The organism is Verminephrobacter eiseniae EF01-2, from assembly GCF_000015565.1.
Lineage (GTDB): Bacteria > Pseudomonadota > Gammaproteobacteria > Burkholderiales > Burkholderiaceae_C > Acidovorax > Acidovorax eiseniae.
In genome coordinates this window covers 2,041,918-2,068,840 of sequence record NC_008786.1, presented here as the reverse complement: position 1 = coordinate 2,068,840, position 26,923 = coordinate 2,041,918, and the positions used below count along the sequence as shown (strand labels likewise).

Below are 26,923 nucleotides of genomic sequence, written 5' to 3'. Positions count from 1 at the left end.
GGGTTTTCCCTTGGAGGGCACGGTGGCACGCCGCCCCCGATGGCTGGAAGGCCATCGACGTTCCTATACTTGAACGCATGCCCAGCTCCATCGCACCATGAAACGTCCGCTCAACGACATCCTCGACGGCGTCTCCATCCCCTTCGCCTACAAGCTCGGGTACATGATCAACTCGTACCGGGAGCCTTCGTTTCGAGCCATCGAGGCGACGCACGGACTGACGCGCCCCGAGATCCTTTCGCTCATCTTTCTGTGCTTCAGGGACGGCATCTCGGCGGCGGACATCTGCGATTTTTCCGGCCACCTCAAGAACAACATCAGCCGGGCCATCACGGCGCTGGAGGGCAAGGGGCTGGTGCGGCGCGAGCCCGATCCGCAAGACCAACGCCGGCTCATCCTCTACATCACGGCGGCCGGCCGGCGCCTGCACGACAAGTTCATGCCGGCGCTCCAGCAGCGCGAACAGGACATGATGGCCTGCCTGTCAGAGACAGAGCGGAGAACCTTTGAAGGTTTGCTGCGCAAGCTCTGCGCCCATGGGCCGGACTGGAACAGCAAGGAACACTGGTGTGTCACGCCGACCAAGGACTTGCCTGCCTCCGAGCAAAAACCTCGGCGAATGAAGAAAGCGTGACTCACGCATGTAGGGCTTCAGCGCAGCGAAGTGGGTTTTCCGGGACAGATGTCTCTTTGAAGAATGCTCGCACCGACTGTGCTTAAGACACGTGGGGGAACGAGTAGGGGAACACGCGAAAAACCGAACACACAAAACCGAGGCTCCATGCGGCTTCCATAGGTTTGTTCGAATTCCTCCGGGGCCAGGCAGCGGCAGAAAAAGGCGCTGCCCGCGCGCACCATCTGCTTTGCGGTACTGATGTTTCCAAACTTCCCGTTGATGGCATTCGGCTCCACCATCGGGCCCCTGTGCGCTGCCAACACCTTCCCGATGGCGGCGCGTGTCGAGACAGTTGTCGTCTCATTCACCCGCAGCCCGGCCTTGCCCAATGACTTGGGTTCGGACCTGCGGGGCCCAGCGCTGGGGGGCTGCGGTTTGCTGGAGTTCTGGCTGTCCAGATGGCGCCGCACTGGCCGCTCGCTGATTCGAATCGGCTGTCGCTACCCAGCCGCGCCAGCGCCGTCAACTACAATCCGCGACTCGATGCAACAGCTATCCGACCCATGGCCGATCGGCGGGCGCAAGGCCCACAGGGGTGGCACCCTGCGCCAAGTGGCCGCGCCCGATGTCGTCGTCACCCATGCCCCGCCCGGGCATTGCGCTGTCTGCCAGAGCAGCCCGGGCCAGGCCCTGCCTGGCGGGCGGGCACAAGCAGGCGCCCCTCTTTTCGATGCGCTCACGCACGCCTTTCCGGGCCCAACGCTCCAGCCTGGCTTGGGTTGATGGGCCGGGGTGCGGGCTTGGTGGCTTGTCGGTAGTGACTGCAAATCGTGCACACAAGCCCTGTTCGACGATGAATGACGCACTACCACCCCCGACCCGGCTGCTGAGCGCCGACCCGGCCGACTGGCCCGTGGCGCCGGGCTGGCAGCCACTGGTGCAAGACTTCTTTGCGGCGGCCAGCGGACAGGCGTTGCTGGCGTTTTTGCAGGCCCGGCTACAGGCCGGCGCCACCATCTTTCCACCCCGGCCACTGCGCGCGCTGGAACTGACACCGCCCGAGCAGGTGCGTGTGGTCATCCTGGGGCAGGACCCGTACCACGGCCACGGCCAGGCCGAAGGGCTGGCGTTTTCCGTCGCGCCGGGCGTGCCACTGCCGCCCTCGCTGCGCAACATCTTCCAGGAGTTGCAGCGCGACCTGGGCACCGCCTTTCCCGCTTGGCCGAATCCGGGCGGCAGCTTGGTGAAATGGGCCAAAAACGGCGTGCTGCTGCTCAACAGCGTCCTGACGGTCACTGAGGGCCAAGCCGCCAGCCACGCCGGCAAAGGCTGGGAGGCGCTGACCGACGCGGTCATCCGCCATGTGGCCGAAGGCCCGCGCCCGGTGGTTTTCATGCTCTGGGGCGCGCACGCCCAGTCCAAACGCGCCTGTATTGCGTCAAATCGCGGGCATCTGCTGCTGACCTCGAACCACCCCTCGCCGCTATCGGCGCTGCGCCCCCCGGTGCCATTCATCGGCAATGGCCACTTTGGCAAGGCGCGGGAGTTTCGGCTGCGGCAGCAGGCGCCGGGCTGATCCCGTCACCGCCCCGGGGATGCGACCTCCCCGACCGCCTCCTCGGCAGCCTCTATCTCATGGGCGCGGCGGGTGATTTCAGCCCCGATCGGAGGGCCTTTGAAACGGCGACGCGCCACGCCGAACCAGAGCACGGTCAAGAACACGACGATGCCGATGATGTAGTTGATCAAAATATCCGAAGGGGGCTGGATCCCCGCATACACCAGCACCAGAACGCCCGCCGACGACAGCGCCGCCAACGGCTTGGACCAGAAACCCAAGCGAAACGGGCCAAATTCCGTCCAACTCTTGCCTTCAGCAAAAAAGCCGGCGGCAATCGGCATCGCGTAAGAAACGTAGAGGAAAAGGGCGCAGCCTGCGGCCAGCGCCGAAAAAGCCGGGGAATACAGGGTGGCCGCGACCGAGCAGCCGGCCCCCAGCCAAATGGCTGCCACCGGCGTGCGCCAGCGCACACTCACATGGCGCCAGATACGCGACCCCGGCAAACCCCCATCCCGCGCAAAAGCAAAAATCATCCGCGACGCCGAGGTAAGCCCGGCCAGCGCGCAGATGAAATTGGCCACGACGATGGCAATCGCCAGAAAATCCTTCAGCCAGGTCGGTGCCGGCAGGTTGTTGAACAGATTGAACCAGGCGCTGCCGCCCTCCTTGGCCGTTGCCGCCAAATCGGGACTGGCCAGCACAAAGGACCCCGCCATCACCAGACCAAAGACCACAGACCACAAAACCGCATGCAACATGCCGCGCGGCACTGCCACCCGGGCGTTGTGGGTCTCTTCCGCCGTGTGGGCCGAGGCATCAAAACCTGTCAGCGTGTAGAGCGGGTAGAGCAGACCGATCAGGAAAGCGATGAACATGCTGCGCGGCTGCGGCACCAGCCCACCGCCCGCTTCTCCGGTCATGTTGACGAATGTGAACAGCCGGGAAAAATCCCATGTCGCGCCCCAGATCAGGAAGGTTCCGGTGAGCACGATGGCGACGACAAAAATCAGATAGCCGGAAAAATCCGTCAGCATCGTCGTCAGCTTGATGCCGAAATGGTTGCTGAGCGCCTGCAGCGTCGTAATCAGCAAGACGACGAAGATTTGCACCGCTACGGCCTGGCCGTTGTCCTGCCGGGCGGCATCCACGGTGATGCTGCTCACGTCCATATGGAACACGCCGGCCAGCACCAGATCACGGAAAAGATACCAGACACCCACATTCACCGAGGCCACCACGAACAGCAGGCCAATCAAATTGAACCACGCCGTGGCCCAACCCCAACCGCGTCCGCCAAAAATCGAGGACCAGTGATAAAGCCCCCCTGCCGTCGGATAAGCCGAGCCGATCTGCCCCAGACAAAGCGCCACCACCAGGGCAAAACAACCGCCGACGATCCAGCCGACGAACACCTGAAACCCGAACCCGGTGCTCAAAGCCTGCGGCAAGGAAGTAATGCCGCCCGCCAAAATGCAAACGATCGAAAAGGAAATCGCAAAATTGGAAAATCCGCTCATGCGCCGCGCCAACTCCTGGGCATAGCCCATGGAATGGAGCGTCTTGACATCCTCGTCCAATGGTTGGTTCATGGAATCTCCTGCAGAGTTGAAATCACGGCTTGCCGCTGGCCGCCAGTGTGCGTGTGCGTGCGTGTGTGTGCACTGGTAAGCATACAGCCACGGTTGTTGCACGCACTGTGCCAGGGCGCGTGGTGATTGCCGGTGTTCCCCTTGGACCGTTGCCCGTGCCGATCGTCATCCGGACTGTCATCCAGCGGACATCAAAACTTCACCGCGCTGTCACCTGCGGTTTCTATGCTGCACAGGCTTCGTCTCCCGCCAATACCCACGAACCCACGACCCACGAGGAACCCCATGACCCACCCTATCGATGCGCTCGCGCCAGCGTTCGACTTCAACGACGAGAACTCCAATTCCTCCGCCAACCCGAGCTTTGCGGCGGTGCTCGACGCGCGCCTGTCGCGCCGTGGCCTGCTGCGCGGCAGCGTGGGCTCGGTGGGCAGCGCGATGCTGGCCGGCTTGGGCATGACCGCTTGCGCTGGCGGCGACGATGCCACGGCGCCGGCAACACCCGCATCGCCCCGGCTGCTGGGTTTCAGCGCCGTGGCCAAGAGCCTGGCCGATACCGTGACCGTGCCCGCCGGCTACAGCGCCAGCGTGCTGTTTGCGCTGGGCGACCCGATCGCCGCCGGCCTGGCCGCTTACAAGAACGATGGCAGCGACACTGATTTCGAGCGCCGCGCCGGCGACCACCATGACGGCATCGAATGGTTCGGCCTGGGGGCCGATGGCAAACGCAACGACAACGCCAGCGAGCGCGGCCTGCTGGCCATCAACCATGAGGCCACCACCGACGAGAAGCTGTCCTCGTATTTCCTGCACCCCGATGGCGGCACCAGCAGCTTGCCCCGCCCGGCGGCCGAAGTGGACAAGGAAATCACCGTCCACGGCATTACCGTGGTCGAAGTGGCCAAGTCGGCCGGCAAGTGGGCCTATGTGCCTGGGTCGGCGCTGAATTTCCGCCTCACCGCGCAAAGCCCGATCGAGATCGCCGGCCCGGCCCGTGGCAGCGCGCAATTGATCACCAAGTATTCCCCCACGGGCACCATGACCCGTGGCACGCTGAACAACTGCGGCACCGGCAAGACGCCCTGGGGGAGTTTTCTCACGGCCGAAGAAAACTGGGCCGGCTACTTCACCCGCAGCGCGGCCGATGACGCTGCGCGTGGCAACGGCAAGAGCGTCACGGCGCTCAAGCGCTATGGCCGCAACCAGGGCGCAGCCTCGCGCCACGGCTGGGAAACGGGCGGCGCCGGTGACCAATACCAGCGCTGGAACAACAGCCTGATCGGCGCCTCGGCCGACGGCAGCGATGACTACCGCAACGCGATGAACTGCATGGGCTACATCGTCGAGATCGACCCCTACGACAAGACCCGCATGGCCAAAAAGCGCACCGCCCTGGGCCGCTTCGCCCACGAGAACGCGGTCTTCGGCACGCCGGTGGCGGGCCAGCCTCTGAGCGTCTACATGGGCGACGATTCGCGCGGCGAGTACATCTACAAGTTCGTCTCCAGCGCCCTGTGGAATGCGGCCGATGCCAATGCCAGCGACCGCATGGCCGTGGGCGACAAGTACCTGGACAGCGGCCGGCTGTATGTCGCCCGGTTCGATGCCGATGGCACCGGCGCCTGGGTGGAACTGGCGCTGTCCAACAGCGCCATTGCGAACTACGCGGCCTACCGGTTTGCCGATGCGGCCGATATCGCCATCAATACCCGGCTGGCCGCCGATGCCGTGGGCGCGACCCGGATGGACCGGCCCGAGTGGGCTGCCGTGAACCCGGCCAATGGCGAGGCCTATTTCACGCTGACCAACAACAACCAAAGCCGCAACATCAACCCGGGCAGCGGCCAGTACCCGCCGGATGCGGCCAACCCCCGGGCCTATACCGACATGAAGGGCACGACCAGGCAGGAGGGCAACCCCAACGGCCACCTGGTGCGCCTCAAGGAAAACCCCAGGGATCCGGTCACGGGCTTTAGCTGGGACGTGTATCTGTTTGGTGCCGAGGCCGGCGCCGACAAGGCCATGGTGAACCTCTCGGCGCTCACGCACGAGCAGGACTTCTCCAGCCCTGACGGCCTGGTCTTCAGCCAGGCCACCGGCATTTGCTGGATCGAGACCGACGACAACGCCTATACCGATGTGAGCAACTGCATGCTGCTGGCCGCCACGCCCGGCCAAGTGGGCGATGGCGCGAAAAAGACGCTGAGCTACACCCGGGCCGATGGCAGCCGGCTGGACATCGTCACCCCCGTGGGCCGGGCGGCGACGGCCGATACCCTCAAGCGCTTTCTGGTCGGCCCCAAGGGCTGCGAAATCACCGGCCTGGCCGAAACCCCGGATGGCAAGGCGCTGTTCGTGAACGTCCAGCACCCCGGCGAGTCCACCGGCATAGCCAATCTGGCAGACCCGGCCAAATACCAGAGCCAATGGCCCGCCAATGCGGGCTACGGCGCCGGCAAGCGCCCCCGTTCGGCGACCATCGTGATCACCAGGAATGACGGCGGCAGCGTCGGCACCTGATTCCATTTCCACATCGTTCGTGAACGCGAAGGCGGAGCGCAGACAGCACGAATGCACGGCAAGCGGCGCCGACGAAGTGACGAAGCGCGCGGATGATTCAGGAATGGAATGAATGCGGCGCCTACACGGCGCCTACACCCGCACCGGGTCGGCCACGCGCCCGCGCAGCACCCGCTCGAAGTGGGTCGGGTCGTGCGGCTTGAGCATGGCGGCCGGGCGCGGCAGGTACCAGTCCCACAGGCGCGAAATCCAAAAGCGCAGCGCGCCCGCGCGCAGCATCGCGGGCAGCAGGCCGCGCTCGGCAGCGGTCAGCGGGCGCTCGGCCTGGTATGCGGCCAGCATGCGCGCTGCGCGCGCGCCGTCGTGGGCGCCGCTGGCCAGGTCGATGCACCAGTCGTTCAGGCACACCGCGAGGTCGAACAACCAACTGTCCACGCCGGCAAAGTAGAAATCGAAAAAACCCGTCAGTTCCTGGCCATCGAACAGCACGTTGTCGCGAAACAGATCGGCATGTACCGGCCCCCGGGGCAGGGCGGCGTAGGCCGCGCTGGCGGCCACATGGTTCTGGTAGGCCAGTTCCGCGCGCAGCAGCGCCGCCTGGGCCGCAGCGACATGCGGCAACACCACGGGCACGGTGTCGTTCCACCACCGCAGGCCGCGCAAATTGGGCTGGTGGCGCTCAAAGCCGCGCCCGGCCAGGTGCATGCGCGCCAACATGCGGCCCACGGCGGCGCAATGCGCGCCTTGTGGCGCCAGTTCGCTGCTGCCGCGCAGTTTGTTCACGACGGCGGCCGGCTTGCCGCAGACGCTGTGCAGGATGACGCCGCCCGGGTCGGCACGCGGGTCCGGCACCGGCACGCCGCCCTGTGCCAGGTGCTTCATCAGGTGCAGGTAAAACGGCAGTTGCCCGGCCGTCAGGCGCTCGAACAGCGTCAGCACGAACTCGCCCTGCTCGCAGGTCAGAAAGTAGTTGGTGTTCTCGATGCCGCCCTCGATGCCGCGCAGCGCCAGCAGTTCGCCGAGGCGCAAGCGCCGCAGCAGCGCGCGCGCCTCTGGCTCGGAGACTTCGGTAAAAACGGCCACCGCCAACCCGCCAAGTCAGAACTTCAGTATGTTCCAGACGCGGGGGGCGGTGGCGGTTTCGGCGCCGCTTTGGCTGCCGGCGCGGCGCAGTGCGCCATCGGGCGACTGCACTTCGTAGCCGGGCATGGGGCCGATCTTGGGCTGCACCGAAATGATTCTGGTCTGGCCGCCCACGCGCAGTTCGTCGATCCGGCTGCCGGCGTCTTCGAGCCGGATGCGTTCGCTGCGCTGCTGGCTGTGGCCCGGGGGCGGCCCGGAATCGGGCAGCGCCTGGGCCAAGGCGATGCCGCAGGCCAGTCCCGGCAAGCAAAGAAGATGATGAACGGCACGCATGGGCATGGATTGTAGGGCGCGCGTCCATGCCCCATGCCTGATGACCGGCCCAAGTGCACAATCCGCGCATGACCGATCCCAAGACCCTGGTGCTGGTGGATGGCTCCAGCTACCTCTACCGCGCCTTCCATGCCCTGCCCGATCTGCGGGTGGTTCCGGGCGATGCGCGCAGCGCCGCCACCGGCGCCATCCGCGGCATGATCAACATGCTGCAGGCGCTGCGCAAGGAGCGGCCGGCCAACTACGCGGCCTGCGTTTTCGATGCCTCCGGCCCGACCTTCCGCGACAGCATTTACCCCGAATACAAGGCCCGGCGCGCGCCGATGCCCGAGGACTTGCGCGCGCAGATCGCGCCGACCCACGAGGTGGTGCGCCTGCTGGGCTGGCCGGTGCTGGCCATCGCCGGCGTGGAGGCCGACGACGTGATCGGCACGCTGGCCGTGACGGCGGCGGCGCAGGGCATGCAGGTGCTGGTGTCCAGCGGCGACAAGGATTTGAGCCAGTTGGTGAACCAGCACATCACCATCGTCGACACGATGAGCGGCAAAAAACGCGATGTGGCGGGCGTGACCGCCGAGTTTGGCGTGCCCCCGCAACTCATGGTCGACTACCAGACCCTGATGGGCGACGCCGTGGACAACGTGCCCGGCGTGCCCAAGGTCGGCCCCAAGACCGCCGCCAAGTGGTTGCAGGAATACGGCTCGCTGGATGCGCTGCTGGCGCATGCGCACGAGATCAAGGGCGTGGTGGGCGAGAACCTGCGCGGCGCCATCGGCTGGCTGCCCACCGGCCGCCAACTCGTCACCATCCGGACCGACTGCGACCTGGCCGCGCATGTGCCCGGCCTGCCCGCGCTCGACGCCCTGGCCATGGGCGCGCCGCAGGTGCCCGGGTTGCGCGCGTTCTACGAGAAATACGGTTTCAAGGGCCTGGCCCGCGCGCTGCAAGACCCTGCCCCCCCTGCCCTGCCCCTGTCCGGCGCAACGGGCGACCTGTTTGCCGACCCCGCCGCCGACGTCCCCGTCCCCGTTCCCGGGCACGGCGCCGACCCGCCGGCCTCGGCCGCCCGGCAACACCCGGTGCAGTACGAATCGATCCTGAACTGGCAGGACTTCGAGCAATGGCTGCAGCGGCTGCAACAGGCCGATCTGGTGGCGCTGGACACCGAAACCGATTCGCTCGACGAAATGCGGGCGCAGATCGTCGGCATCTCGCTGAGCGTGCAGCCTGGCGCTGCGGCCTACATCCCGCTGCAGCACAGCGGGCCGGATGCGCCCGCGCAACTGCCCATCGGCCAAGTGCTGGCACGCCTCAAACCCTGGCTGGAAGATGGCCGGCGGCACAAGCTGGGCCAGCACATCAAGTACGACCGCCATGTGTTTGCCAACCACGGCATCGAGGTGCAGGGCTATGTGCACGACACCATGCTGCAAAGCTATGTGCTGGAGGTGCACAAGCCGCACAACCTGGGCAGCCTGGCCGAGCGCCACACCGGCCGCAAGGGCATCAGCTATGAAGACCTGTGCGGCAAGGGCGCGCACCAGTTGCCGTTTGCCCAGGTGCCGGTGGACAAGGCCGCCGCCTATTCGTGCGAAGACGCCGACCTGACCCTGAACGTGCACCAGACCCTGTGGCCGCAGCTACAGGCCCATGACAGGCTGCGCTTCATCTACGAACTGGAAATCGCCAGCAGCGAGGCGCTGTACCGCATCGAGCGCAATGGCGTGCTGATCGACGCGCCCACGCTGGCCCAGCAAAGCCATGAATTGGGCCAGCGCATCGAGCAGTTGCAAGCCGACGCCTATGCGCTGGCGGGCCAGCCCTTCAACCTGAGCAGCCCCAAGCAATTGGGCGAAATCTTCTTCGACAAGCTGGGCATGCCGGTGGTCAAGAAAACAGCCACCGGCGCGCGCAGCACCGACGAAGAAGTGCTGGAAAAGCTGGCCGAGAACTACCCGCTGCCGGCCAAACTGCTCGAACACCGGGGCCTGATCAAACTCAAGGGCACCTACACCGACAAACTGACCCAACTGGCGCTGCCGCGCACGGGCCGGGTGCACACGCACTATGCGCAGGCCGTGGCGGTGACGGGCCGCCTGTCGAGCAACGACCCGAACCTGCAAAACATCCCCATCCGCACGCCCGAAGGCCGGCGCGTGCGCGAAGCCTTCGTGGCCCCGGCCGGTTGCGTGATTGCCAGCGCCGACTACTCGCAGATCGAGCTGCGCATCATGGCCCACCTCAGCGACGACCAGGCCCTGCTGCACGCCTTCCACGCCGGCCTGGACGTGCACCGCGCCACCGCCGCCGAAGTGTTCGGTGTCGCGCTCGATCAGGTCAGCAGCGAACAGCGCCGCTACGCCAAGGTGATCAATTTCGGCCTGATCTACGGCATGGGCAGCTTTGGCCTGGCCAAGAACCTGGGGCTGGAGAACAAGGCCGCAGCGGCCTACATCGACCGCTACTTTCAGCGCTACCCGGGCGTCAAGCAGTACATGGACCAGACCCGGGCAGCCGCCAAGTCCAACGGCTATGTCGAAACCGTGTTTGGCCGCCGCCTGTACCTGCCCGAGATCAACTCGCCCAACGGCCCGCGCCGCAGCGGGGCCGAGCGCTCGGCCATCAACGCCCCGATGCAGGGCACGGCGGCCGACCTGATCAAAATGGCCATGGTGGCGGTGCAAAAAGAACTCGACGCGCAGCAGCCCGCGATCCGGATGATCATGCAGGTGCATGACGAACTGGTGTTCGAGCTGCCCGGGAACGCCGTCGACTGGCTCCGAACCCATGTCCCGCGCCTGATGGCCGAGGTCGCAACGCTCAAGGTGCCGCTGCTGGCCGAAGTCGGGGTCGGGCCGAACTGGGAGCAAGCGCATTGATGGCGCAATGACGGCCAGCGGGGTGGGGCATGGTGGTAGCCCGACCGGGCGCCATTGCCGGCACCGGGCTGCGCCTGATAGATCACCGTGACCGGCAGGCCGCGCTGCCGCAGTTCATGGCAGGTGGCAGGGCGCCCGGGGCGGGGCTTTGGGCCATGGCCGCCCCCGCCGGCAAATGCAAATGATCAGTGATGAATCCGGGATTCCATCCGGTCAGGCAGGGCTTGCGGCGCGCTGGCTTCTTCCGCGGTCTGACCGTTCAACTGCGCATGCAGGCGCTGCTCGTCCAGTTCCTTGCTCCACTTGGCAACGACGATGCTTGCCACGCCGTTGCCGATGGTGTTGGTCAGTGCGCGCGCTTCGGACATGAAGCGGTCGATGCCGAGAATCAGCGCCAGCCCCGCCACCGGCAAGTGGCCGACCGCCGACAGGGAGGCGGCCAGCACGATAAAGCCGCTGCCGGTAATCCCGGCGGCACCCTTCGAGGTCAGCAACAGCACGGCCAGCAGCGTCACCTCCTGCATCAGCGTCATCGGCGTATTCGTCGCCTGCGCGATGAACACCGCCGCCATGGTCAGGTAGATCGCCGTGCCGTCCAGGTTGAACGAATAGCCGGTGGGTATCACCAGGCCGACGACGGTCTTTTTGGCGCCCAGGTTTTCCATCTTGCTCAGCATGCGCGGCAGAACCGATTCTGACGATGAGGTGCCCAGCACGATCAGCAACTCTTCCTTGATGTACTTGACGAATTTCCACACACTGAAGCCGTGCAGGCGCGTGATGGTGCCCAGCACGGCGAAGATGAAGAACAGGCAGGTCAGGTAGAACGTGCCCATCAGTTTGCCCAGCGACAGCAGCGAGCCGATGCCGTATTTGCCGATGGTGAATGCCATTGCGCCGAAAGCGCCGATGGGGGCGGCCTTCATGATGGTGCCGACGATGGCAAACAAGACCTGCGAGACTTTTTCGATGAAGTCGAAAACCATCGTGCCGCGCCCGCCGAAGCGATGCAAGGCAAAACCGAACAGCACCGAGATCAGCAGCACCTGCAATATGTCGCCCTTGGCGAAGGCATCCACCATGCTGACCGGGATGATATTGAGCAGGAACTCCACCGTGCCGGTCATCTTGCCGGGGCCGGTGTAGGCCGTGATGGCCTTGGTATCGATCGTGCGCGGATCGATGTTCATGCCCGCGCCGGGTTGCAGCACATTGACCAGCACCAGGCCGACGATGAGCGCCAAGGTGCTGACGATTTCAAAGTACAGCAGCGCCAGGCCGCCGGTCTTGCCGACCTTCTTCATGTCTTCCATGCCGGCGATGCCCAGCACCACGGTACAGAAGATCACCGGGGCGATGATCATCTTGATCAGCTTGATGAAGCCGTCGCCGAGCGGCTTCATGGCCTCGCCCGACGGCGGGTAAAAATGGCCGAGCACGACGCCGATGACGATGGCCGCCAGCACCTGGACATACAGTGATTTATGAAGTGGCGCCTTGGTCATGATGCTCCGCTCATTCCGGGATCCGGGGAAACCTGTCGTGCAGTCGACAATGCCAAAGAACGAAGCCGCAACGGTCACCGCAGGCGCAAGTATGCACGAGCAGCAGCGGCGCGGCGCGTGCCAGGATGCTTGTCGCCTCATTGACACAGCCGGCGGCGGGATATCCCGCGCTGGCACGCATTTCGACGGCCAATCCGTGGTCGCGGCCGGGGGCCACGGCCTCGATGGGGGCTCCGTTGCGCGTGGTGCCTGGCCAGGATGGGGTGGTGCCGGGAATGGTGCCGGGAATGGTGCCGGAAATGACACCAGCGGTGGCGCCGGCAGTGGCGCCCGCCCGGGACATGCCCGGAGCCATCACCGGCTCAAGACTTGCTCAGGATGTGAATGGCAACGGCGGCTTCTTCGATGCCCAGGAAGCCGCCGCCGTTTTCCTGCATCGCGTGGCGCGCGCCAGGCACCTGCCTGGGGCCTGCCTCGCCGCGCAACTGGGTCGTGAGCTCGTAGAGCTGGCCCAGCCCGGTCGCACCCAGCGGGTGGCCCTTGGACTCCAGGCCGCCGGACGGGTTCACGGGCAGGCGCCCGCCCAGGGTGAAGTCGCCACGCTCCTGGGCCGGCCCGCCTTCGCCCAGTGGCGCAAAGCCGAGGTTCTCGACCTGGATGATCTCGCCCATGGCGGTGGCGTCATGCACCTCGGCCACGTCGATGTCCTGCGGCTGCAGGCCCGTCTGCTCGTAGGCTTGCAGCGCGGCCAGGCGCGAAACGTGCAAATAGGGCTGCGCCAGCGTGCGGTGGCTGAAGCTGCGCATCACGCTCGCCGCCACGCGCACGCAGCGTGAACGGTCGGCGCCCAGGCGCTCGATGCCCTCTTGCGTGCACAGGATGGCCGCCGCCGCGCCGTCAGACAAAGGCGCGCACATCGGCACGGTGAGCGGGTAGGAAATGGGCGCCGCCGCCAGCACCTCCTCGACGCTGAAGGGCTTGCGGAACTGCGCGTAGGGGTTGTGCTGCGAATGCCGATGGTTCTTGGCCGACACCGCCGCAATCTGGCGCCGGGTGGTGCCGTAGGTCTTCATGTGCTGGCGGCAGAAGGCGGCGTAGATGGCCATGAACTTGCTGTAGGGCCGCTCGGATTCGGAGCCTGGGGGCGGCTCCACGCCCTCGCCCATGCGCAGCAGGGTCTGGTAGTTCTCCTCGGCGCGCGAGACATCCCATCCGCCCTCGAACAAGGCCATCGCCCGGGCTTTGTCCGGGATGACCATCTTCTCCACACCCAGGGCCAGGGCGACATCGGTGGCGCCGGCCTTGAGGCTGTGCACCGCCAGGTGGACGGCGGTGCTGCCCGAGGCGCAGGCGTTCTCCACATTGAAAATGGGGATGGAATGCAGGCCCAGGCTGGCAAGCACCACCTGCCCGGGAATGGACAACTGCCCGTGCAGCGGCCCCTGGGTGAGTCCGGCATGGAAGGCCACGCCGATGTCGGCTGCGGCGCAGCCGGCGTCTTTCAGTGCCCCGCCCAGGGCCTCGCGCGCCAGATCGTTCACCGAGCGCTCCGGATGGCGGCCGAACACCGTCATCGCGATGCCGACTATGTAGATGTTGCTCATGAAACCCCGTGCCGATCCTGTGTCCTGGCCATGTCTTCAGATTTTTCAGATGTGGCGCTGCACGTCGCGCCAATAGGCTTGGCGCAGGTCTTTCTTGAGCACCTTGCCCACGGGGCTGCGCGGCAGCGCGGCGATGAAGTCCACCGACTTGGGCGCCTTCATGCTGCCCAGCTTTTGCTTGCACAGCGCGATCAGTTCGGCAGCCGTGACGCTCTGCGCCGGCTTGAGTTCGACCACGGCCTTGACCGCCTCGCCCCACTGCTCGTCAGGCACGCCGATCACGGCGCAGTCTTGCACTGCGGGGTGCGACCAGATCACCTGCTCGATTTCGCCCGGGTAGATGTTGAAGCCGCCCGAGATGATCATGTCCTTCTTGCGGTCGGTGATGTGCAGGTAGCCCTCGGCGTCCAGGTGGCCCATGTCGCCCGTGTGCAGCCAGCCGTCGACGATCGTCTCGGCGGTGCGCTCGGGCTGTTTGTAATAGCCTTTCATCACGAGGTCGCCACGCACGCAGATCTCGCCGCTTTGCCCTGCGGGCAGGCAGCGCTGCTGCTCGTCGAGGATCTCGACCCGTATCAACGGGTTCGGCCGGCCCACCGAGCTCAGGCGTTCATCGCTGGCGAGTTGGCCATTGACGAAGTGCTCGTCGGGCCGCAGGTAGGCAATCGAGGCCGGCGCCTCGGTCTGGCCATAGCCGCCCAGCATCACCGGGCCGAATACCGCGATGGCTTGCTTGAGCTTTTGCACGGACATCGGGGCCGCGCCGTACATGAAGTATTTCAGCGAGGAAAAGTCGATGCGCTCGATGCCGGGAATGCCCAGCAACCGGTAGATCACCGTGGGCGGCAGAAAAAGCTCGGTCACCCTGTGCCTGGCAATGGCCTCGAACATCCCGGCCGGATCAGGGCTGGGCAGCACCACGACCGTGCCGCCGCGTGCCGTGCAGGGAATGCCCAACACGCCGGCAGTGTGCGTTATCGGCGCCGCAGCCAGGTTGACGGGATGTTCGTCGCTGCCATAGCTGCAGGCGATCATGTAGTGCGCCACGAAGGTCTGCACGCTGCGATGCGTGTTCATCACGCCCTTGGGGGCGCCAGTGGTGCCGCCGGTGGGCATCACCGTGATGATGTCGTCGGGCAGCATCCGGACATCGGGCGCGGTGCCGGGCTGCTGGCCGCACCAGTGTTGCAGCGAGGGCGCGTCGGCCAGTTCGTCATCGATGCAGACCCAAAGCCGGATGCGCGGCAGTTGCGGCCGCAGTTCGGCCACCATGCCAGCGAAAGCCTTCTGGAAAAAGAGGGCCTCGCAATCGAAGCCATCGAGAATGAAGCGGTTCTCCCCGGCAGTGCTGCGCGAATTGACCGGAATCCAGGCCAGACCGGCACGCCACAGCCCGAGCGCGCAGATCCATGCAACCGGGTCGTTCATGGACAGCACGGCCACCTTGGCCTCTTTGGCCAGGCCGGCCGCCAACAGTCCATGGGCCACGCGGCAGGACAGTTCGCGCGCCTGCGTAAAGGTGTAGCTGCGCTCGCCCATGATGTAGGCGATGCCATTCGGGTTGGCGCGCCAGCCCCGGTCGAAAAAGTCGATGAATGCCATGGGACGGGTCTCCTTGTGGATGGCAGTCTTGGGCCTCAGGCAGCGCCGTTCAGGCGATCGGCCCGAGCCCGCCTTCGGCCTCGGCCGGTATGCCCTGCATGAGTTCGACGATGCGGTTGATGGCCGCCGTAAAGCGCAGCAGTTTCAGCAGGTCGCCGGCGACGAAGATGCGGCGCGCGGTCAAGGCGACGATGGCATTGGTCTTGCCCGCCAGCACGTCGTGAAAGATCTCGTAGGAGGTGGTCATGGTGAAGGAGGGTTTCTCGTGCAGTCCGAGACCGTGCACGGTGGCCTCGGGGAACTTGATCCACCAGACGAAGGGCTTGTCGCCGGCACTCTCCTTGGGCGGCTTGACCACGTACTGGTAGATGGCATCGAAGCCACGGGCCTTCCTCTGAAAGACCTCGTCGCTGGCCGCGCGGCGGGCCAGTTCGCTGACCCATTGTTCGTCGTAGAGCTTCATGGCGATTCCTTGCGGCCGGGCCGCTTCGAGTGTGGGGCGCTGTCAGGATTGGTTGCGCCAGCGCGCAATTTGCGCCAGCACGTCGTCGGGGGCGGCCTGGGCGGGAACCCGGGCCACGACAAAGGGGACGCCGGGCGTGGCCTGGCGCACCCAGTTGGCTTCGTTGCACCACAGGCCCATGCCGGGTATGGCCGGGTGTACGGCCAGCGCGTCAAAGCCCCGGGGGACGCCATGCGTGGTCGCGCTGCACAGCACGCAAGGCCAGCCGTGGTGGCCGGCGGCATTGGTCAGGGCGGCGTAGAGCTCGGCCGGGTCGGTGCCCAGGCCGGCCTGCTGCTGCACCACCAAGGCCCCCAGGCCGCTGCCCGCGAGACGGTGCAGCAGCGCCGCCAGATAGACCGATACGTCCTCGGCGTCGGCCCCGTCGAGCGCATCCACATCGGCAGCGGCGCCGACCCAGGAAAGCCATGGCCCGGGCCCGTCTATCTGCAGCGCCAGGCCGGCCGTGCTGCCGATGGCGCTGTGCAAGGCGCGCAGCGCATCCAGCAGTGCCGCCCTGAGCCTGGGGTCCTCCAGGCGCGCCTGGAGTGCACGCCGGGGTTTGACCATGCCTTGCCCGGGCCGGCCGTGGGCCTGCCACCAGGCCTGTACCCATTCGCGCAGCGGCAAGACGAACCAGTCCGGATGCAGGCTTTGCGCCATCGGACGGCACACGGCCAGCAGCGCGGGGGTGCCGAACCAGTGCTCGTCATCGTTGCCGAACACCCGCCGGGCGTAGGAGAGCGCGTCCAGGCACAGTGCCGGGCCGCCCCGCAGGGCCGGGCCGGGGAATCGGCTCTTGCTCATGCCGTGCGCTCCGCGCGCAGTTGCCGCACCTGCGCCTCGAGCTCGCGGATGCGCAGCCATTGCGGGTCTTGCATCATCACGGGCTGCAACGCATCGGCCGGGGAAGGCACCTCCTCGTTGCCCATCCAGATTTCGTCGGGCTTGTCCCAGCAGCCGAAATAGGGGGCGGGCAGGCCGCTGGGCCCGGGCGTGACCCAGTCGGCGATGAACTCGGCATAGGGCCGACCGCGCGCCAGGCGTTCGGCGCGCAGTTGGGCGCGCACACGCTGTGTGGCGTCTTCGTCCAGGGCCTGGGTCTGCGCGTGCAGCACCACACCATAGACTTGGCGGGCCACGGCGGCGCAGAGGATCTGGTCGCACACATCGCGCCACACGGACAGCGGTTCGCGCTCGAGCACATCGCCCCAGCCGCCGCCGGTGCCCTGGCTCATCAAATAAATGTCGCCGCGCTGCGCCAACTCGAAGGGCATGGCCATGGTGTGGGTTTCGTAGCGGGCGCCTGCGATCGGGCGCTGGTTCATGATCTCGGCCAGGTCGTAGCTGGCGAATGCGCGCGGGTCGTCTTCGATGCGCTCGAAGATGTCCACGCCCAGCACCTTGCAGATCGGGTAGGTGCCGCAGCCATAGCCGCCGAATATGCCCGAAATGTTCGGGTAGGCCGATCCGCTGGCCACGGTGGCAAAGCCCCAGAGCGGGCTGTCCTTGGGCGAGATGGCCCATTGGAAACCCGAGCCGCCGCGGAACTTGCCAAAGCCCTGGTTGTCGCGCAGCAGCTTCTTGCCAATCAGGCTGAGGTAGGGCACCTCCTGTTCCTGCACCTCGATCTCGGGCAGGTCGCCCATGATGGAAAAGAGCGCGGCAATGGAGTGCTCGCCGTCGGCGCCATCGCGCGCGCCGCCGGGCATTCCGTTGACGTTTGCACTGATGCTGGCCACCATCTGGCCGCGCTGGTTCACGCCGGCGTAGATGTAGGTGTTGATCATGTTGTACCAGGGCGCCAGGGCCCGGGTGCGTGCCTGCGGCGCGGCGTAGGAGAGCTTGGTAAAGGCCACCTGCAGGGCGGTGAAGGTGGGAAACAGCGTCAGCATGCTGATGGAATTCGGGGTCTCGAAGCTGGAGTTCAGGCAAGAGCCCGGATCGACCTCGAACTCCACCGGCGCCAGCACCGCCTGGTTGCGCGGCAGGTCGGGCCAGACGAAGCCGCACAGCAGGTTGCCGACGACGGCCTTCGTGGAGCCCAGCACCGAGTTGATGGTGCGGTTGGCAAACTCCGGCGCGCTGCCGCGCACATTGACCACCAGGCGTTCGCCGCTCTTGCGCAGTTCGACGTTGCACTTGATGTAGGCCTGCTCGCGCAGCGTGCTGTCGGCAAAGGCGATGGCGCGCGTCGTGCCGTCGGGCAGCGCGGCGATGCGCCGGCGCACCTCGGCCTGCACGTCCTCCAGCCCCAGCCGGAGCATGCCGATGAAATCGTCGGCGCCGAACTCGGCAATCGCGTCGTGCACGCGCTGCACCAGTGTCTTGCAGACGGCCAGGCGGGCCTTCATGTCCTCGTACATCAGCGCGCGGTCGCGCACCATGTTCTGCATGAAGGTCACCAGATCGCGCTTGAGTTCGCCGCCCTCGGCGATCTTCATCGGCGAGATGCGCAGGCCCTCGCCGTAGACCGACTCGGCCAGCGCGCTCAGGCCGCCCGGCTCGATGGCGCCGTTCTCGCCCAGGTGTTCGGAGCAGCCAACCCAGCACGCCAACTCGCCGCCGGCGAACACGGGCATGAAGGTGGCGAAGTCGGCCGGGTGGATGGAGCCCCAGCGCGCGTCGTTGTGCATGAAGGCATCGCCATCATTGACGCCTATGCTCGGCTCGCCACGCCAGTACTTCATGATGTGGCGCAACGCATAGTGCGTGATCGAGGCGAAGCCGAGCACGCCGCCGGTGCTGACCACGGCCAGATCGCCCGAAGCGGTCCAGATGCCGGTGATGGAATCGCCCCACTTGGCGCCGGGAGACGAGGCGATTGCGCTCATCACTTGCCAGGTCTCGTTGCAGTTGGAGATCAGCCGGTCGCGCATCAGGCCCACACGATCGCGCTCCCAGTCGCGGGCCAGCAGCGCGTGCTCGCGCGGGGTGCGCGGCGCCAGTCCATGGTCGCGCATGATGTCGGGGTCGGGCCCGATGAACACGGTCTGGTTCTTCAGGAAAGCCTCCACCGATTCAAAGGCTTCGCGTTCATCGGGGTTCAGATCGTTTTTCATGTCCTGGCTCCTTGCGGGTTCAATGCGCGCGCGTCATCCAGGCCGCGCCCTCTTGGCAAAGGACGAAATGCCACTGCGGCTCGATCAGGATCGTCGTGACCCTGGACACCACCACCGCCGGCCCGGCAATGCGCTGGCCCGGCACGAGGGATTCGAAGGTGAACACCGGTGTTTCCACCCCCCCGGGCGCCGCGCCGAAGTGGCAGCGGCGGTGTGCCGCGGGTTGCGCAGGCCCAGCGCAGGCGACGCTCCCGGCGCGCAGCGCGCTGAAGTCGATGCGCTCGCTGTCGGCAAAACTCACCACGCGCACGGCCGTGATCACCACGCCAGCCTGCGGCTGCGCGCTGCCTGGGCCGAAACGGCGCTGATAGTCTTGCGCAAAACGGCCGATGACGCTCAGCACATCGCGGGCGCTCGTGAAACGCGCAAGGCCGGCCACCACCGAGGTCTGGGCGAGCTGATTGCCATAGCGCATGTCCAACTCCAGCCGGTGCTGCACGCGCTCGGCGGGCAGCCCTTGGCGCAGCATGTCCTCGCGGCCGCCCGTTTCCAGGGATTCGATCAGCGCGTTCAACTCGTCGAAGTCGCTCATGACTTCCTTGTAGGTGGGGTCGTAGAGCCAGAAGATCTTGCTGTGCTCGTGGATATGGATCTGGTCCAGGTTGCCGGCGCCCAGCGCCGAGAAAACGGCGCTGAACGGTGGCACGAAGATGCGCTTCATGCCGATCGCGTCGGCGATGCCGCAGGCGTGCAGCGGCCCATTGCCGCCATAGGCCAGCAGGGTGAAGTCCGCCGGTTCGTAGCCCTTGGCCCGCAGTTCGCGTCCGATGCCGATGGCCATGTTGGCATCGACCTTGGCCTTGATGGCCAGGGCCGCGTCCGTCACGCTCAGCGGAATACCTGCGCCTTCGGCTGCGGTATGAGCGCCTTCGGGCGGCCGGGCAGCGCTCATGCCAAGCCGCTCGACGATCTCGTCTTCGATCGCCCGCTGTGCGCGCCGCAGGTTGAGCGTGATCGTCCCGGCGGCGTAGTTGAGCGGGTCGAGGTAACCGAGCACCAGGTCGCTGTCGGTTACGGTGGGCATCGTGCCGCCCTGGTTGAAGCAGGCCGGGCCTGGCTCCGAGCCGGCGCTTTCCGGGCCGACTTCGATCGTGTGGAATATGGCGTCGACACGCGCGATCGAGCCGCCGCCGGCACCCAGCGACAACAGGTGGATCATCGGCGTCGTGCAGAGCCAGCGGTCGATGACGGGATTGAAGTCGTAGAACTTGACATCGCCGCCAACCACCAGACTGATGTCGAACGATGTGCCGCCCATGTCGGCGCACACGAGCTTGTCGATGCCCGACTCGGCGGCCAATTGCTCGGCCGCACTGATGCCCGCCACGGGTCCGGAGTGAATCGTTTGCAGCGCCGATGTGGAATTGAGCTGCGCCATGCCACCCGAGTTGTGCACCAGCATCATCGGGCGCGTGTAGCTTGCGTCGCGCAGCCGTTGCTCCATCGCCGCCAGCCCGTGGTACATCACCGCGTGCAAATAGGCGTTGATGATGGCCGAGTTGGTGCGGGCATATTCCGACTTGCGTCCGGACACGCGGTGCGACAGCGTGACCGGCAGCGCGCCGAGCATGTGGGAGGGGTATTCGTCGAGGATGATCTCCTCGACCAGACGTTCGTGCTCGGCGTTGACGACCGAATTTGTCAGCGCCACGACAAAGGCCTGCGCGCCCTGGTCCACGAGCAGGCGCAACTGCGCGCGCAAGTCATCCACGTCGAGGGGGATCACGATGGCGCCGAACCCATCGACCCGTTCACGAACACCGGCGATCAGCGCCATCGGCACGAGCGGCTGCGGCCGCGTGGCATTGGGCAGATCCCGTTGAACGCTGTCGGACATGCCGTCGCCGTAGCCCCGGCCGCGTGACAGCGGCACTGTGGCCTCGAACCCTGCGGTGACCAACAGCCCGACACGGGGCCCGCCACGCTCGATCAGCGCATTGGTGCCAAGCGTCGTTGCATAGCGGATCGAATCGAGGTCTGCCAGCGACATGTCTGCGGGCACACCGGCTTGCACGAACGCATTGCCGAGTGCTTCCTGAAACCCGACGGCAAGGTTGTGGTGCGTGGTCAGCGCCTTGCCGCCGAACTTGCGCTCGTTCCAGACGAGAAAGCAGTCGGTGAAGGTGCCGCCGATATCGACCGAGACGCGCTTCATTGCGCGGCCCCTTGGATGCGGGCGGCCAGCGCGCGCAAGCTTGCCAGGTCGAATTGCATGTCGTGCACCGGAGGATGGCCGGGCGGAAGGTACTCGGCCTCGACGAGCAGCGCGCACTGCGGGCAGTAGTACTCGATGATGCGCACCCATTCGGGCTGCGGCGCGAAGGTTTTGGCGTACTGCTGCGGGTCGATGATGGCTTGATGCACTTGGCGCGGATCGCGCGCATACACCAGCAGACCCTGCTTGTAATTTTGCTCGGCTGGCCCATGCTCATGGCCGCACTTGCGGCAGACCCAGCCGCACCGATCCATGTCGATGGCCAGGGCCTCGGTCATGTTGATTTTCATTGCTTGCCCTTTCGGTTTCAGTGAGCACTGCGCTGCAACAGCATGTCGCGATTGGCCGTGATTTCAAAGCGCCAGCCCGGCAGCACGCGCGCCGTGGTGTAGGCGTCCTCCAGCAAGGCGGGGCCGTCGCCCTGCGCGCCGGGTTGGAGCTCCTGTGGCGCATACAGCGGCAGATCGAGGCGCCGTCCATCGGGCAGCAGGCAGTTGCGCTTGCGCGTGGTCGTCGCCGGATGCGGGTCGACGGCAAGGATTTCGGCCACCGGGAACGACTGCAGAGGGCGCACGATCTCCAGGCGCAGGCGCGTATCGGGCCGGATGGTGTCGGGCCAGTGCTCACCATCGACGGCCACATCGGCCTGGCCGTCGACGATCAGCGAGCGCATCAGTTTGCAGCCGCCGAGCTCGAAGCCTTCGGCATACATGTCGCGGCCCGCGCGCTGCATCAGCGCCTCGAAGGTCGCCCGGACATCCTCGCCGACGACGGCCTCGTAGCGGTAGCGCACATCCGAAAATCCGATGCCGTAGGCGCAGAACACGGCCGCTGCATGTGGCACGATCACGCGGTCGACGCCGAGCAACTGGCCGACGCTGCAGGCGCTCATGGGTCCGGCGCCACCGATGGCCATCAGCAGCGTGTCGCGCGCTGGCGCCGTGTGCGCCGCGATGGCGTCGGCCATGGCCCGGTGGTAGGCGTCGTCCAGTGCGAGCAACGCGGCGTCCTGTTCCAGTTTGGCCGGGCCAGACACATGCTCGTGCAGCGCCTGCGCAGAAAGGGCGCGATCGATAGGCAGCCGGCCGGCAAAGTATGTCTCTGGATCGAACCAGCCGCCGAGCAGGTAGACATCGGTCATCGTCAATCGTTTGCCGCCACGGCCGAAGCAGGCCGGGCCGGGGACTGCACCCACGCTCTGCGGACCCACCTCGAAACCATTGCCGCTCCAGCCGAGCACGGAACTGCCGCCGATGCCGGCACTGAGGATGTTGCACAGCGCAAAGGAGGTCTGCACACCTGCCACCGGGCCGTGCGCCATCTCATCGATGACCTCGGCGCCGGCCATGCTGATGTCCGTGGTGGTGCCGCCGACATCGAAGCTGACGATGCGCGAAACGCCATAGGCCCGTGCGTAGGCGCGAGCGCCTTCGACGCCTGCGCGCGGGCCGCAGCTGTAGGTCTTCAATGCCACGGTCTTGGCCACCCGGCTGGCATTGCCGTCATTGCGAAAAATCATCAGCGGCCGCGTCGCGCCGTGGCGGCGCAGTTCGCCTTCGGCGTGGTACAGGAAATGCTCCATCGTCGGATGCAAAAAGGCGTTGAGCAACGCCGTCCAGGTCCGGCGACCGACGCTGGTGTCGTCCGTCAACTGGTGCGCCAGCAGCAGGGGCACGGCGCCGAGGAAGTGGCGCGGAAAGCAGCGCAGGAAGACGCGCCGGAAGGCGAGCTCGCGCGCCCCGTACTGCCTGCCGTCGAGCGCCAAGACCATGCGGTTGCAGCCCTTGCGCAGCAGCGCATTGACCGCCTCGATCACGGCCAGGTCGTCGGCGTCGTCGCGGATATGGCCGACCCGCTCGCCGACCAATGCGGCGAACAATGCCTGCTCATTCGGCGTGGACAGCAGCGCCGTGGCGGCCATGCCCTCGGGCAGCAGTAGCCCGAGCCGTGGGCCTTTGTCGCGGCCCTGCACCAAGGCGTTCGTGCCCTGGGTCGTGGCGTAGCGGATCGACCCGGTTTCCTGGAGCAGGCGCTCGATGGCGGTCTCGCCGAAAATCTCGCGCGACAGCGCGGCGATCGACTCGATGAAGCACTGGCTCAGATCGTGCGCAGTGGTGATCGCCTTGGCGCGAAAAAAGCGGCCGCCGCGCACCGCAATCGCGTCGGTGAGCGTGCCACCGTTGTCGACGCAGATCAGCGTGGAGCGGGGGGTTTCTGGTGTCATGGTTGGGATGCGCAGGTCGGCGATGCCCCTGTGGCAAGTTCGGTAGACGAAAACCGGTCCGGGGACTAGCATCGGCTCGCTTGCCGGACACGGTTGGCTCTTGGTTCGCTACGCGAGATCATTGGCACGGCGCGCGATGCGCGCGATTGCCGTACCGGACGCTGGCATGACAATTCCCGCCAAATGAGTGAATACCCTGACCCCCGGTGATACCCCATGACGGCTCCCGCCAAGCGCAGTCCGGTGCGCTATTTCGTCTTGCTGCTCGACGCGCTGCGCCGGCAGGGCGTCGAAACGGCGCAGTTGCTGCGCAAGGCAGGTTTCGAGGAGACACGCTTCGATCGGCGCAAGATGCCGCTGCTGCCGGCCGAGATCGAAGCCTTCGTGGCGTCTGCGCGCCAACTCACCGGACGCACCGATCTGGGCTTCGAGATGGGCAGCCTGATCAAGATGAACTCGCACGATCTGCTCGGCTACGGCATGTGGAGTTGCCGCAACTTCGATGAGGTCATGTGGATGGTCAGCCGGCACTTTCACCTGATGACCGAGACGTTCACGATGACGTATCGCCGCACCAGGTCGCACGGCGAGGCGGTGTACACGCCCGTCACCAGCTTTGCGCCGGAGACTCTGCGCTTCATGTATGAGGTGATGGCCACCTCGCACGGCAACCAGGTGCGGCTGACCTTCGGGCAGGACACGCCCGTCTACGACATCCATCTGTCCATGCCCGAGCCATCCCATATCGCCCGCTACCGCGCGCTGGCACCGGCGCGATTTCACTTCGGAGAGCGGGGGCTGGGCGGAGTTCGCGTGGTCATGGGCGCCGATCTGCTGGACAAGGCCCTGCCCATGGCCGACCCGCATGTCGTGAAAGAGGTCGACGAACGCTGCGGGATACTGGGGCAAAGGCCGCCGCCCGGCGACCCCGGATGGGGCGACTACGTGAGCATGATGCTGCGCGATGACCTGGGCGAACTGGTCACGCTGGACGACCTGGCGCGCCGCATCAACTTGTCGGCGCGCACGGTGGATCGCCACCTGAAAAAGGAGAACCTGACGTTCCGCGACCTCTCGCAGAAGGTGCGCTTCGAGCGGGCCTGCGAACTCCTGGCCGACCCCGCAGCGACGGTGGTGCAGGTTGCGCTCGGCCTGGGCTTCACCGACCCGGCCAGTTTCAGCCGCGCGTTCCGGCGCGTGGTCGGCGTATCACCCGGCCAATTCCAGCAGCGCCTGAACTCCGCGACGGACGCCGGCCGCTGACACGGCGCTCATGGCCGCGCGCCCGCACCTTGCGCGCTGCATACGGAGACACGCGCAAACAGGTATGTTCGGCCCCGCTTTTCGGGGTGGCGGCCAGGCACACAAGCCGGGCGCCCAGCAGCGTTTCAGTGCGCTCACCCCGGCCTTGCGGGGCGCAGCGCTCGAACCCGTTTTGGTGGATCGGCGTGGGCCATGGGTCTGGTGGCTGAGTAGTTACATTTTTGGATTCATCTCGTGAGTTTATCCCGTAGCCAACGGGACAATTTCACTGTCCTGCGACCAAGAAGGCTCCTAGGATTCGTTCACCGTTTGAAACAGCGGGTGATTGCAAGGGTCGGCGGAGAACGCGCTCCAAGACCTCCGGCACATCGCCCCGGTACCGTAGCGGTGTTCAGAATATTCGGTTTGTCTATCAACCCGGGATAACACAGGAGACTTCAATGAAAGCATTTCAAAAGGGACATCCGTCTCAAAAGGGGCGTCTGTCCGGCAACGCCAATGCGGCGTCGCCGCGCTTGGCCACGGTGGCATGTGCCCTCCGGCTGATGCTGGCGGGCGGCATGCTCGCCGGACTGTCGCAGACGGCGCTGGCCAACGACGAGTTGATACGGCTGGCGCAAGACCACAAGCAATGGGCCCAGCAGGGCAAGGACTACGACCATAGTCACTACAGCGGCCTGACCCAGATCAACCGCAAGAACGTCAAGGATTTGAAGGCCGCCTGGACCTTTTCCACCGGCGTGCTGCATGGCCATGAAGGCGGGCCCCTGGTGGTCGGCGGCATCATGTACGTGCACACGCCCTTCCCGAACATCACCTACGCGATCGACCTGAACGACCCGAACAAGATTCTCTGGGAACACAAGCCAAAGCAGGATGCGTCGGTGCGCGCCGTGGCCTGCTGCGATGTGGTCAACCGCGGTCTGGCCTATGGTGACGGCAAGATTTTCAAGACCCAACTCGATGGCCGCGTCGTGGCATTGGACGCCAAGACGGGCAAGGTCATCTGGGAGATGGAAAACTCCGATCCGAGCGTCGGCTCCACGCTGACGCAGGCGCCACTGGTGGTGGAAGACTTGGTGATCATCGGCTCCTCCGGTGCCGAACTGGGCGTGCGCGGGTACGTCACCGCCTACAGGATGAAGGATGGCGAGCAGGTCTGGCGCGCCTATGCCACCGGCCCCGACAGCGACTTGCTGCTGGCGGACAACTTCAACGCCACCAACCCGCACTATGGCCAAAAGGGCCTGGGCACCAGCACCTGGGAAGGCGATGCGTGGAAGATCGGCGGCGGCACCAACTGGGGCTGGTACGCCTACGACCCGTCGCTCAAGCAGCTTTTCTACGGATCGGGCAACCCCGCGCCGTGGAACGAGACCATGCGCCCCGGCGACAACAAGTGGACCATGTCGATCTGGAGCCGCGACGTAAAGACCGGCAAAGCCAAGTTCGCCTTCCAAAAGACGCCGCACGATGAATGGGACTATGCCGGCGTGAACTGGATCGGCCTGTCCGAGCAGGTGGTGGACGGCAAGAAGCAAAAATTGCTGACCCACCCCGACCGCAACGGCATCGTCTACACGCTGAACCGCGAGAGCGGCAACCTCGTGCGGGCCGACAAGATCGACCCCACGGTCAATGTCTTCAAGGGCTACGACATGAAGAAGGGGGTGCCGATCCGCGACCCCGAGTACAGCACCCGCATGGACCACCAGGCCAAGGGCATCTGCCCCTCGGCGATGGGCTACCACAACCAGGGCCACGACTCCTACGACAAGAAGCGTGAGCTGATGATGTTCGGCACGAACATGATCTGCATGGACTGGGAGCCGTTCATGCTGCCTTACCGGGCGGGCCAGTTCTTCGTCGGCGCCACGCTGAACATGTATGCCACACCGGGCAACAACGGCAATATGGGCCAGGTCAAGGCCTACGATGTCAAAACGTCGAAGTTCAAGTGGACCAAGGATGAGAAGTTCGCGGTCTGGGGTGGCACCACCACCACTGCCGGCGACTTGGTCTTCTACGGCACGCTCGACGGGTTCATCAAGGCCCGCGACGCCGACACCGGCGATCTTCTGTGGCAGTTCAAGCTGCCGTCGGGCGTGATCGGCCACCCGGTCACCTACGAGCACCGGGGCAAGCAGTATGTCGCCATCTACTACGGCGTCGGTGGCTGGCCGGGTGTGGGCTTGGTGTTCGACCTGACCGACCCGACGGCCGGCCTGGGCGCGGTGGGAGCCTTCAAGGAACTGCAAAAGTACACCAAGATGGGTGGCGGCATGATGGTCTTCTCGCTGTAAGA

The 26,923-nt window shown here is 65.8% G+C and carries 18 protein-coding genes; 6 read left to right on the top strand and 12 right to left on the bottom strand.

What is annotated here, in order from left to right:
* Positions 1-97: 97 nt before the first annotated feature.
* Together VEIS_RS09025 and VEIS_RS09015 are read left to right on the top strand one after the other, a co-directional pair.
* Positions 98-634: a MarR family winged helix-turn-helix transcriptional regulator gene (locus VEIS_RS09025; RefSeq protein ID WP_011809606.1), complete on the top strand. Its 537-nt coding sequence runs from the start codon at positions 98-100 to the stop codon at positions 632-634.
* 835 nt (positions 635-1,469) lie between these two features.
* A complete protein-coding gene (locus tag VEIS_RS09015) occupies positions 1,470-2,192 on the top strand; it encodes a uracil-DNA glycosylase (RefSeq protein WP_011809605.1) in 723 nt (240 codons plus the stop codon).
* 5 nt (positions 2,193-2,197) lie between these two features.
* Here the strand turns inward: VEIS_RS09015 and VEIS_RS09010 are convergent, their stop codons facing one another.
* Complete coding sequence (locus VEIS_RS09010) at positions 2,198-3,766, bottom strand: amino acid permease (protein WP_011809604.1); 1,569 nt, start codon at positions 3,764-3,766, stop codon at positions 2,198-2,200.
* A 285-nt stretch (positions 3,767-4,051) separates the two neighbouring features.
* Here VEIS_RS09010 and VEIS_RS09005 point away from each other — a divergent pair, with 285 nt between their 5' ends.
* Positions 4,052-6,286: a PhoX family protein gene (locus VEIS_RS09005; RefSeq protein ID WP_011809603.1), complete on the top strand. Its 2,235-nt coding sequence runs from the start codon at positions 4,052-4,054 to the stop codon at positions 6,284-6,286.
* A 132-nt stretch (positions 6,287-6,418) separates the two neighbouring features.
* Here VEIS_RS09005 and VEIS_RS09000 read toward each other — a convergent pair whose 3' ends face one another.
* Together VEIS_RS09000 and VEIS_RS08995 are read right to left on the bottom strand one after the other, a co-directional pair.
* The gene (locus VEIS_RS09000; protein WP_011809602.1) at positions 6,419-7,369 is read right to left on the bottom strand and encodes a homoserine kinase; all 951 of its coding nucleotides are present in this window, start codon (positions 7,367-7,369) and stop codon (positions 6,419-6,421) included.
* A 15-nt stretch (positions 7,370-7,384) separates the two neighbouring features.
* Positions 7,385-7,702, bottom strand: coding sequence for a hypothetical protein (locus VEIS_RS08995; protein ID WP_041949912.1), 318 nt, complete (start codon positions 7,700-7,702; stop codon positions 7,385-7,387).
* A 68-nt stretch (positions 7,703-7,770) separates the two neighbouring features.
* Here VEIS_RS08995 and polA point away from each other — a divergent pair, with 68 nt between their 5' ends.
* On the top strand, positions 7,771-10,581 hold the full coding sequence (polA, locus tag VEIS_RS08990) for a DNA polymerase I (RefSeq protein WP_011809600.1): 2,811 nt from the start codon (positions 7,771-7,773) through the stop codon (positions 10,579-10,581).
* 185 nt (positions 10,582-10,766) lie between these two features.
* Here the strand turns inward: polA and VEIS_RS08985 are convergent, their stop codons facing one another.
* The 9 genes from VEIS_RS08985 to VEIS_RS08940 all read right to left on the bottom strand — a co-directional run bounded on the left by VEIS_RS08985 (position 10,767) and on the right by VEIS_RS08940 (position 23,355).
* The gene (locus tag VEIS_RS08985) at positions 10,767-12,086 is read right to left on the bottom strand and encodes a dicarboxylate/amino acid:cation symporter (RefSeq protein ID WP_011809599.1); all 1,320 of its coding nucleotides are present in this window, start codon (positions 12,084-12,086) and stop codon (positions 10,767-10,769) included.
* Positions 12,087-12,448: 362 nt separating this feature from the next.
* The gene (locus tag VEIS_RS08975) at positions 12,449-13,690 is read right to left on the bottom strand and encodes a thiolase family protein (protein ID WP_011809597.1); all 1,242 of its coding nucleotides are present in this window, start codon (positions 13,688-13,690) and stop codon (positions 12,449-12,451) included.
* Between the two features lie 45 nt (positions 13,691-13,735).
* Positions 13,736-15,292: an AMP-binding protein gene (locus VEIS_RS08970; RefSeq protein WP_011809596.1), complete on the bottom strand. Its 1,557-nt coding sequence runs from the start codon at positions 15,290-15,292 to the stop codon at positions 13,736-13,738.
* A gap of 49 nt (positions 15,293-15,341) precedes the next feature.
* Positions 15,342-15,755: an SCP2 sterol-binding domain-containing protein gene (locus VEIS_RS08965; RefSeq protein ID WP_011809595.1), complete on the bottom strand. Its 414-nt coding sequence runs from the start codon at positions 15,753-15,755 to the stop codon at positions 15,342-15,344.
* A 42-nt stretch (positions 15,756-15,797) separates the two neighbouring features.
* Positions 15,798-16,601: a hypothetical protein gene (locus VEIS_RS27630; RefSeq protein WP_011809594.1), complete on the bottom strand. Its 804-nt coding sequence runs from the start codon at positions 16,599-16,601 to the stop codon at positions 15,798-15,800.
* The gene (locus tag VEIS_RS08955; RefSeq protein WP_011809593.1) at positions 16,598-18,856 is read right to left on the bottom strand and encodes a hydantoinase B/oxoprolinase family protein; all 2,259 of its coding nucleotides are present in this window, start codon (positions 18,854-18,856) and stop codon (positions 16,598-16,600) included. Before VEIS_RS08955 ends, VEIS_RS27630 begins: the two co-directional genes overlap by 4 nt.
* Positions 18,857-18,875: 19 nt before the next feature.
* Positions 18,876-21,071 carry a hydantoinase/oxoprolinase family protein gene (locus tag VEIS_RS08950; RefSeq protein ID WP_011809592.1) on the bottom strand — a complete coding sequence of 732 codons (2,196 nt, stop codon included), beginning with the start codon at positions 21,069-21,071 and terminating at the stop codon, positions 18,876-18,878.
* The gene (locus tag VEIS_RS08945) at positions 21,068-21,421 is read right to left on the bottom strand and encodes an acetone carboxylase subunit gamma (RefSeq protein WP_011809591.1); all 354 of its coding nucleotides are present in this window, start codon (positions 21,419-21,421) and stop codon (positions 21,068-21,070) included. Before VEIS_RS08945 ends, VEIS_RS08950 begins: the two co-directional genes overlap by 4 nt.
* 17 nt (positions 21,422-21,438) lie before the next feature.
* Positions 21,439-23,355 carry a hydantoinase/oxoprolinase family protein gene (locus VEIS_RS08940; RefSeq protein ID WP_011809590.1) on the bottom strand — a complete coding sequence of 639 codons (1,917 nt, stop codon included), beginning with the start codon at positions 23,353-23,355 and terminating at the stop codon, positions 21,439-21,441.
* Between the two features lie 216 nt (positions 23,356-23,571).
* On the opposite strand from VEIS_RS08940, the gene VEIS_RS08935 reads away from it, so the two are divergent.
* Positions 23,572-24,618 (top strand): helix-turn-helix domain-containing protein, encoded by a 1,047-nt coding sequence (locus tag VEIS_RS08935; protein WP_011809589.1) that lies wholly within the window; start codon positions 23,572-23,574, stop codon positions 24,616-24,618.
* 440 nt (positions 24,619-25,058) lie between these two features.
* Positions 25,059-26,921, top strand: a complete 1,863-nt coding sequence (locus VEIS_RS08930) for a methanol/ethanol family PQQ-dependent dehydrogenase (RefSeq protein ID WP_011809588.1) — start codon at positions 25,059-25,061, stop codon at positions 26,919-26,921.
* Positions 26,922-26,923: the final 2 nt, after the last annotated feature.

Bases quoted from the DNA above. Each gene is read 5' to 3' on its own strand.
- VEIS_RS08995 (WP_041949912.1), bottom strand. From the start codon at position 7,702: ATGCGTGCCGTTCATCATCTTCTTTGCTTGCCGGGACTGGCCTGCGGC.
- VEIS_RS08975 (WP_011809597.1), bottom strand. From the start codon at position 13,690: ATGAGCAACATCTACATAGTCGGCATCGCGATGACGGTGTTCGGCCGC.
- VEIS_RS08970 (WP_011809596.1), bottom strand. From the start codon at position 15,292: ATGGCATTCATCGACTTTTTCGACCGGGGCTGGCGCGCCAACCCGAAT.
- polA (WP_011809600.1), top strand. From the start codon at position 7,771: ATGACCGATCCCAAGACCCTGGTGCTGGTGGATGGCTCCAGCTACCTC.
- VEIS_RS08930 (WP_011809588.1), top strand. From the start codon at position 25,059: ATGAAAGCATTTCAAAAGGGACATCCGTCTCAAAAGGGGCGTCTGTCC.
- VEIS_RS09010 (WP_011809604.1), bottom strand. From the start codon at position 3,766: ATGAACCAACCATTGGACGAGGATGTCAAGACGCTCCATTCCATGGGC.
- VEIS_RS09005 (WP_011809603.1), top strand. From the start codon at position 4,052: ATGACCCACCCTATCGATGCGCTCGCGCCAGCGTTCGACTTCAACGAC.
- VEIS_RS08940 (WP_011809590.1), bottom strand. From the start codon at position 23,355: ATGACACCAGAAACCCCCCGCTCCACGCTGATCTGCGTCGACAACGGT.
- VEIS_RS08955 (WP_011809593.1), bottom strand. From the start codon at position 18,856: ATGAAAAACGATCTGAACCCCGATGAACGCGAAGCCTTTGAATCGGTG.
- VEIS_RS09015 (WP_011809605.1), top strand. From the start codon at position 1,470: ATGAATGACGCACTACCACCCCCGACCCGGCTGCTGAGCGCCGACCCG.
- VEIS_RS09025 (WP_011809606.1), top strand. From the start codon at position 98: ATGAAACGTCCGCTCAACGACATCCTCGACGGCGTCTCCATCCCCTTC.
- VEIS_RS08985 (WP_011809599.1), bottom strand. From the start codon at position 12,086: ATGACCAAGGCGCCACTTCATAAATCACTGTATGTCCAGGTGCTGGCG.
- VEIS_RS27630 (WP_011809594.1), bottom strand. From the start codon at position 16,601: ATGAGCAAGAGCCGATTCCCCGGCCCGGCCCTGCGGGGCGGCCCGGCA.
- VEIS_RS08935 (WP_011809589.1), top strand. From the start codon at position 23,572: ATGACGGCTCCCGCCAAGCGCAGTCCGGTGCGCTATTTCGTCTTGCTG.
- VEIS_RS08945 (WP_011809591.1), bottom strand. From the start codon at position 21,421: ATGAAAATCAACATGACCGAGGCCCTGGCCATCGACATGGATCGGTGC.
- VEIS_RS08950 (WP_011809592.1), bottom strand. From the start codon at position 21,071: ATGAAGCGCGTCTCGGTCGATATCGGCGGCACCTTCACCGACTGCTTT.
- VEIS_RS08965 (WP_011809595.1), bottom strand. From the start codon at position 15,755: ATGAAGCTCTACGACGAACAATGGGTCAGCGAACTGGCCCGCCGCGCG.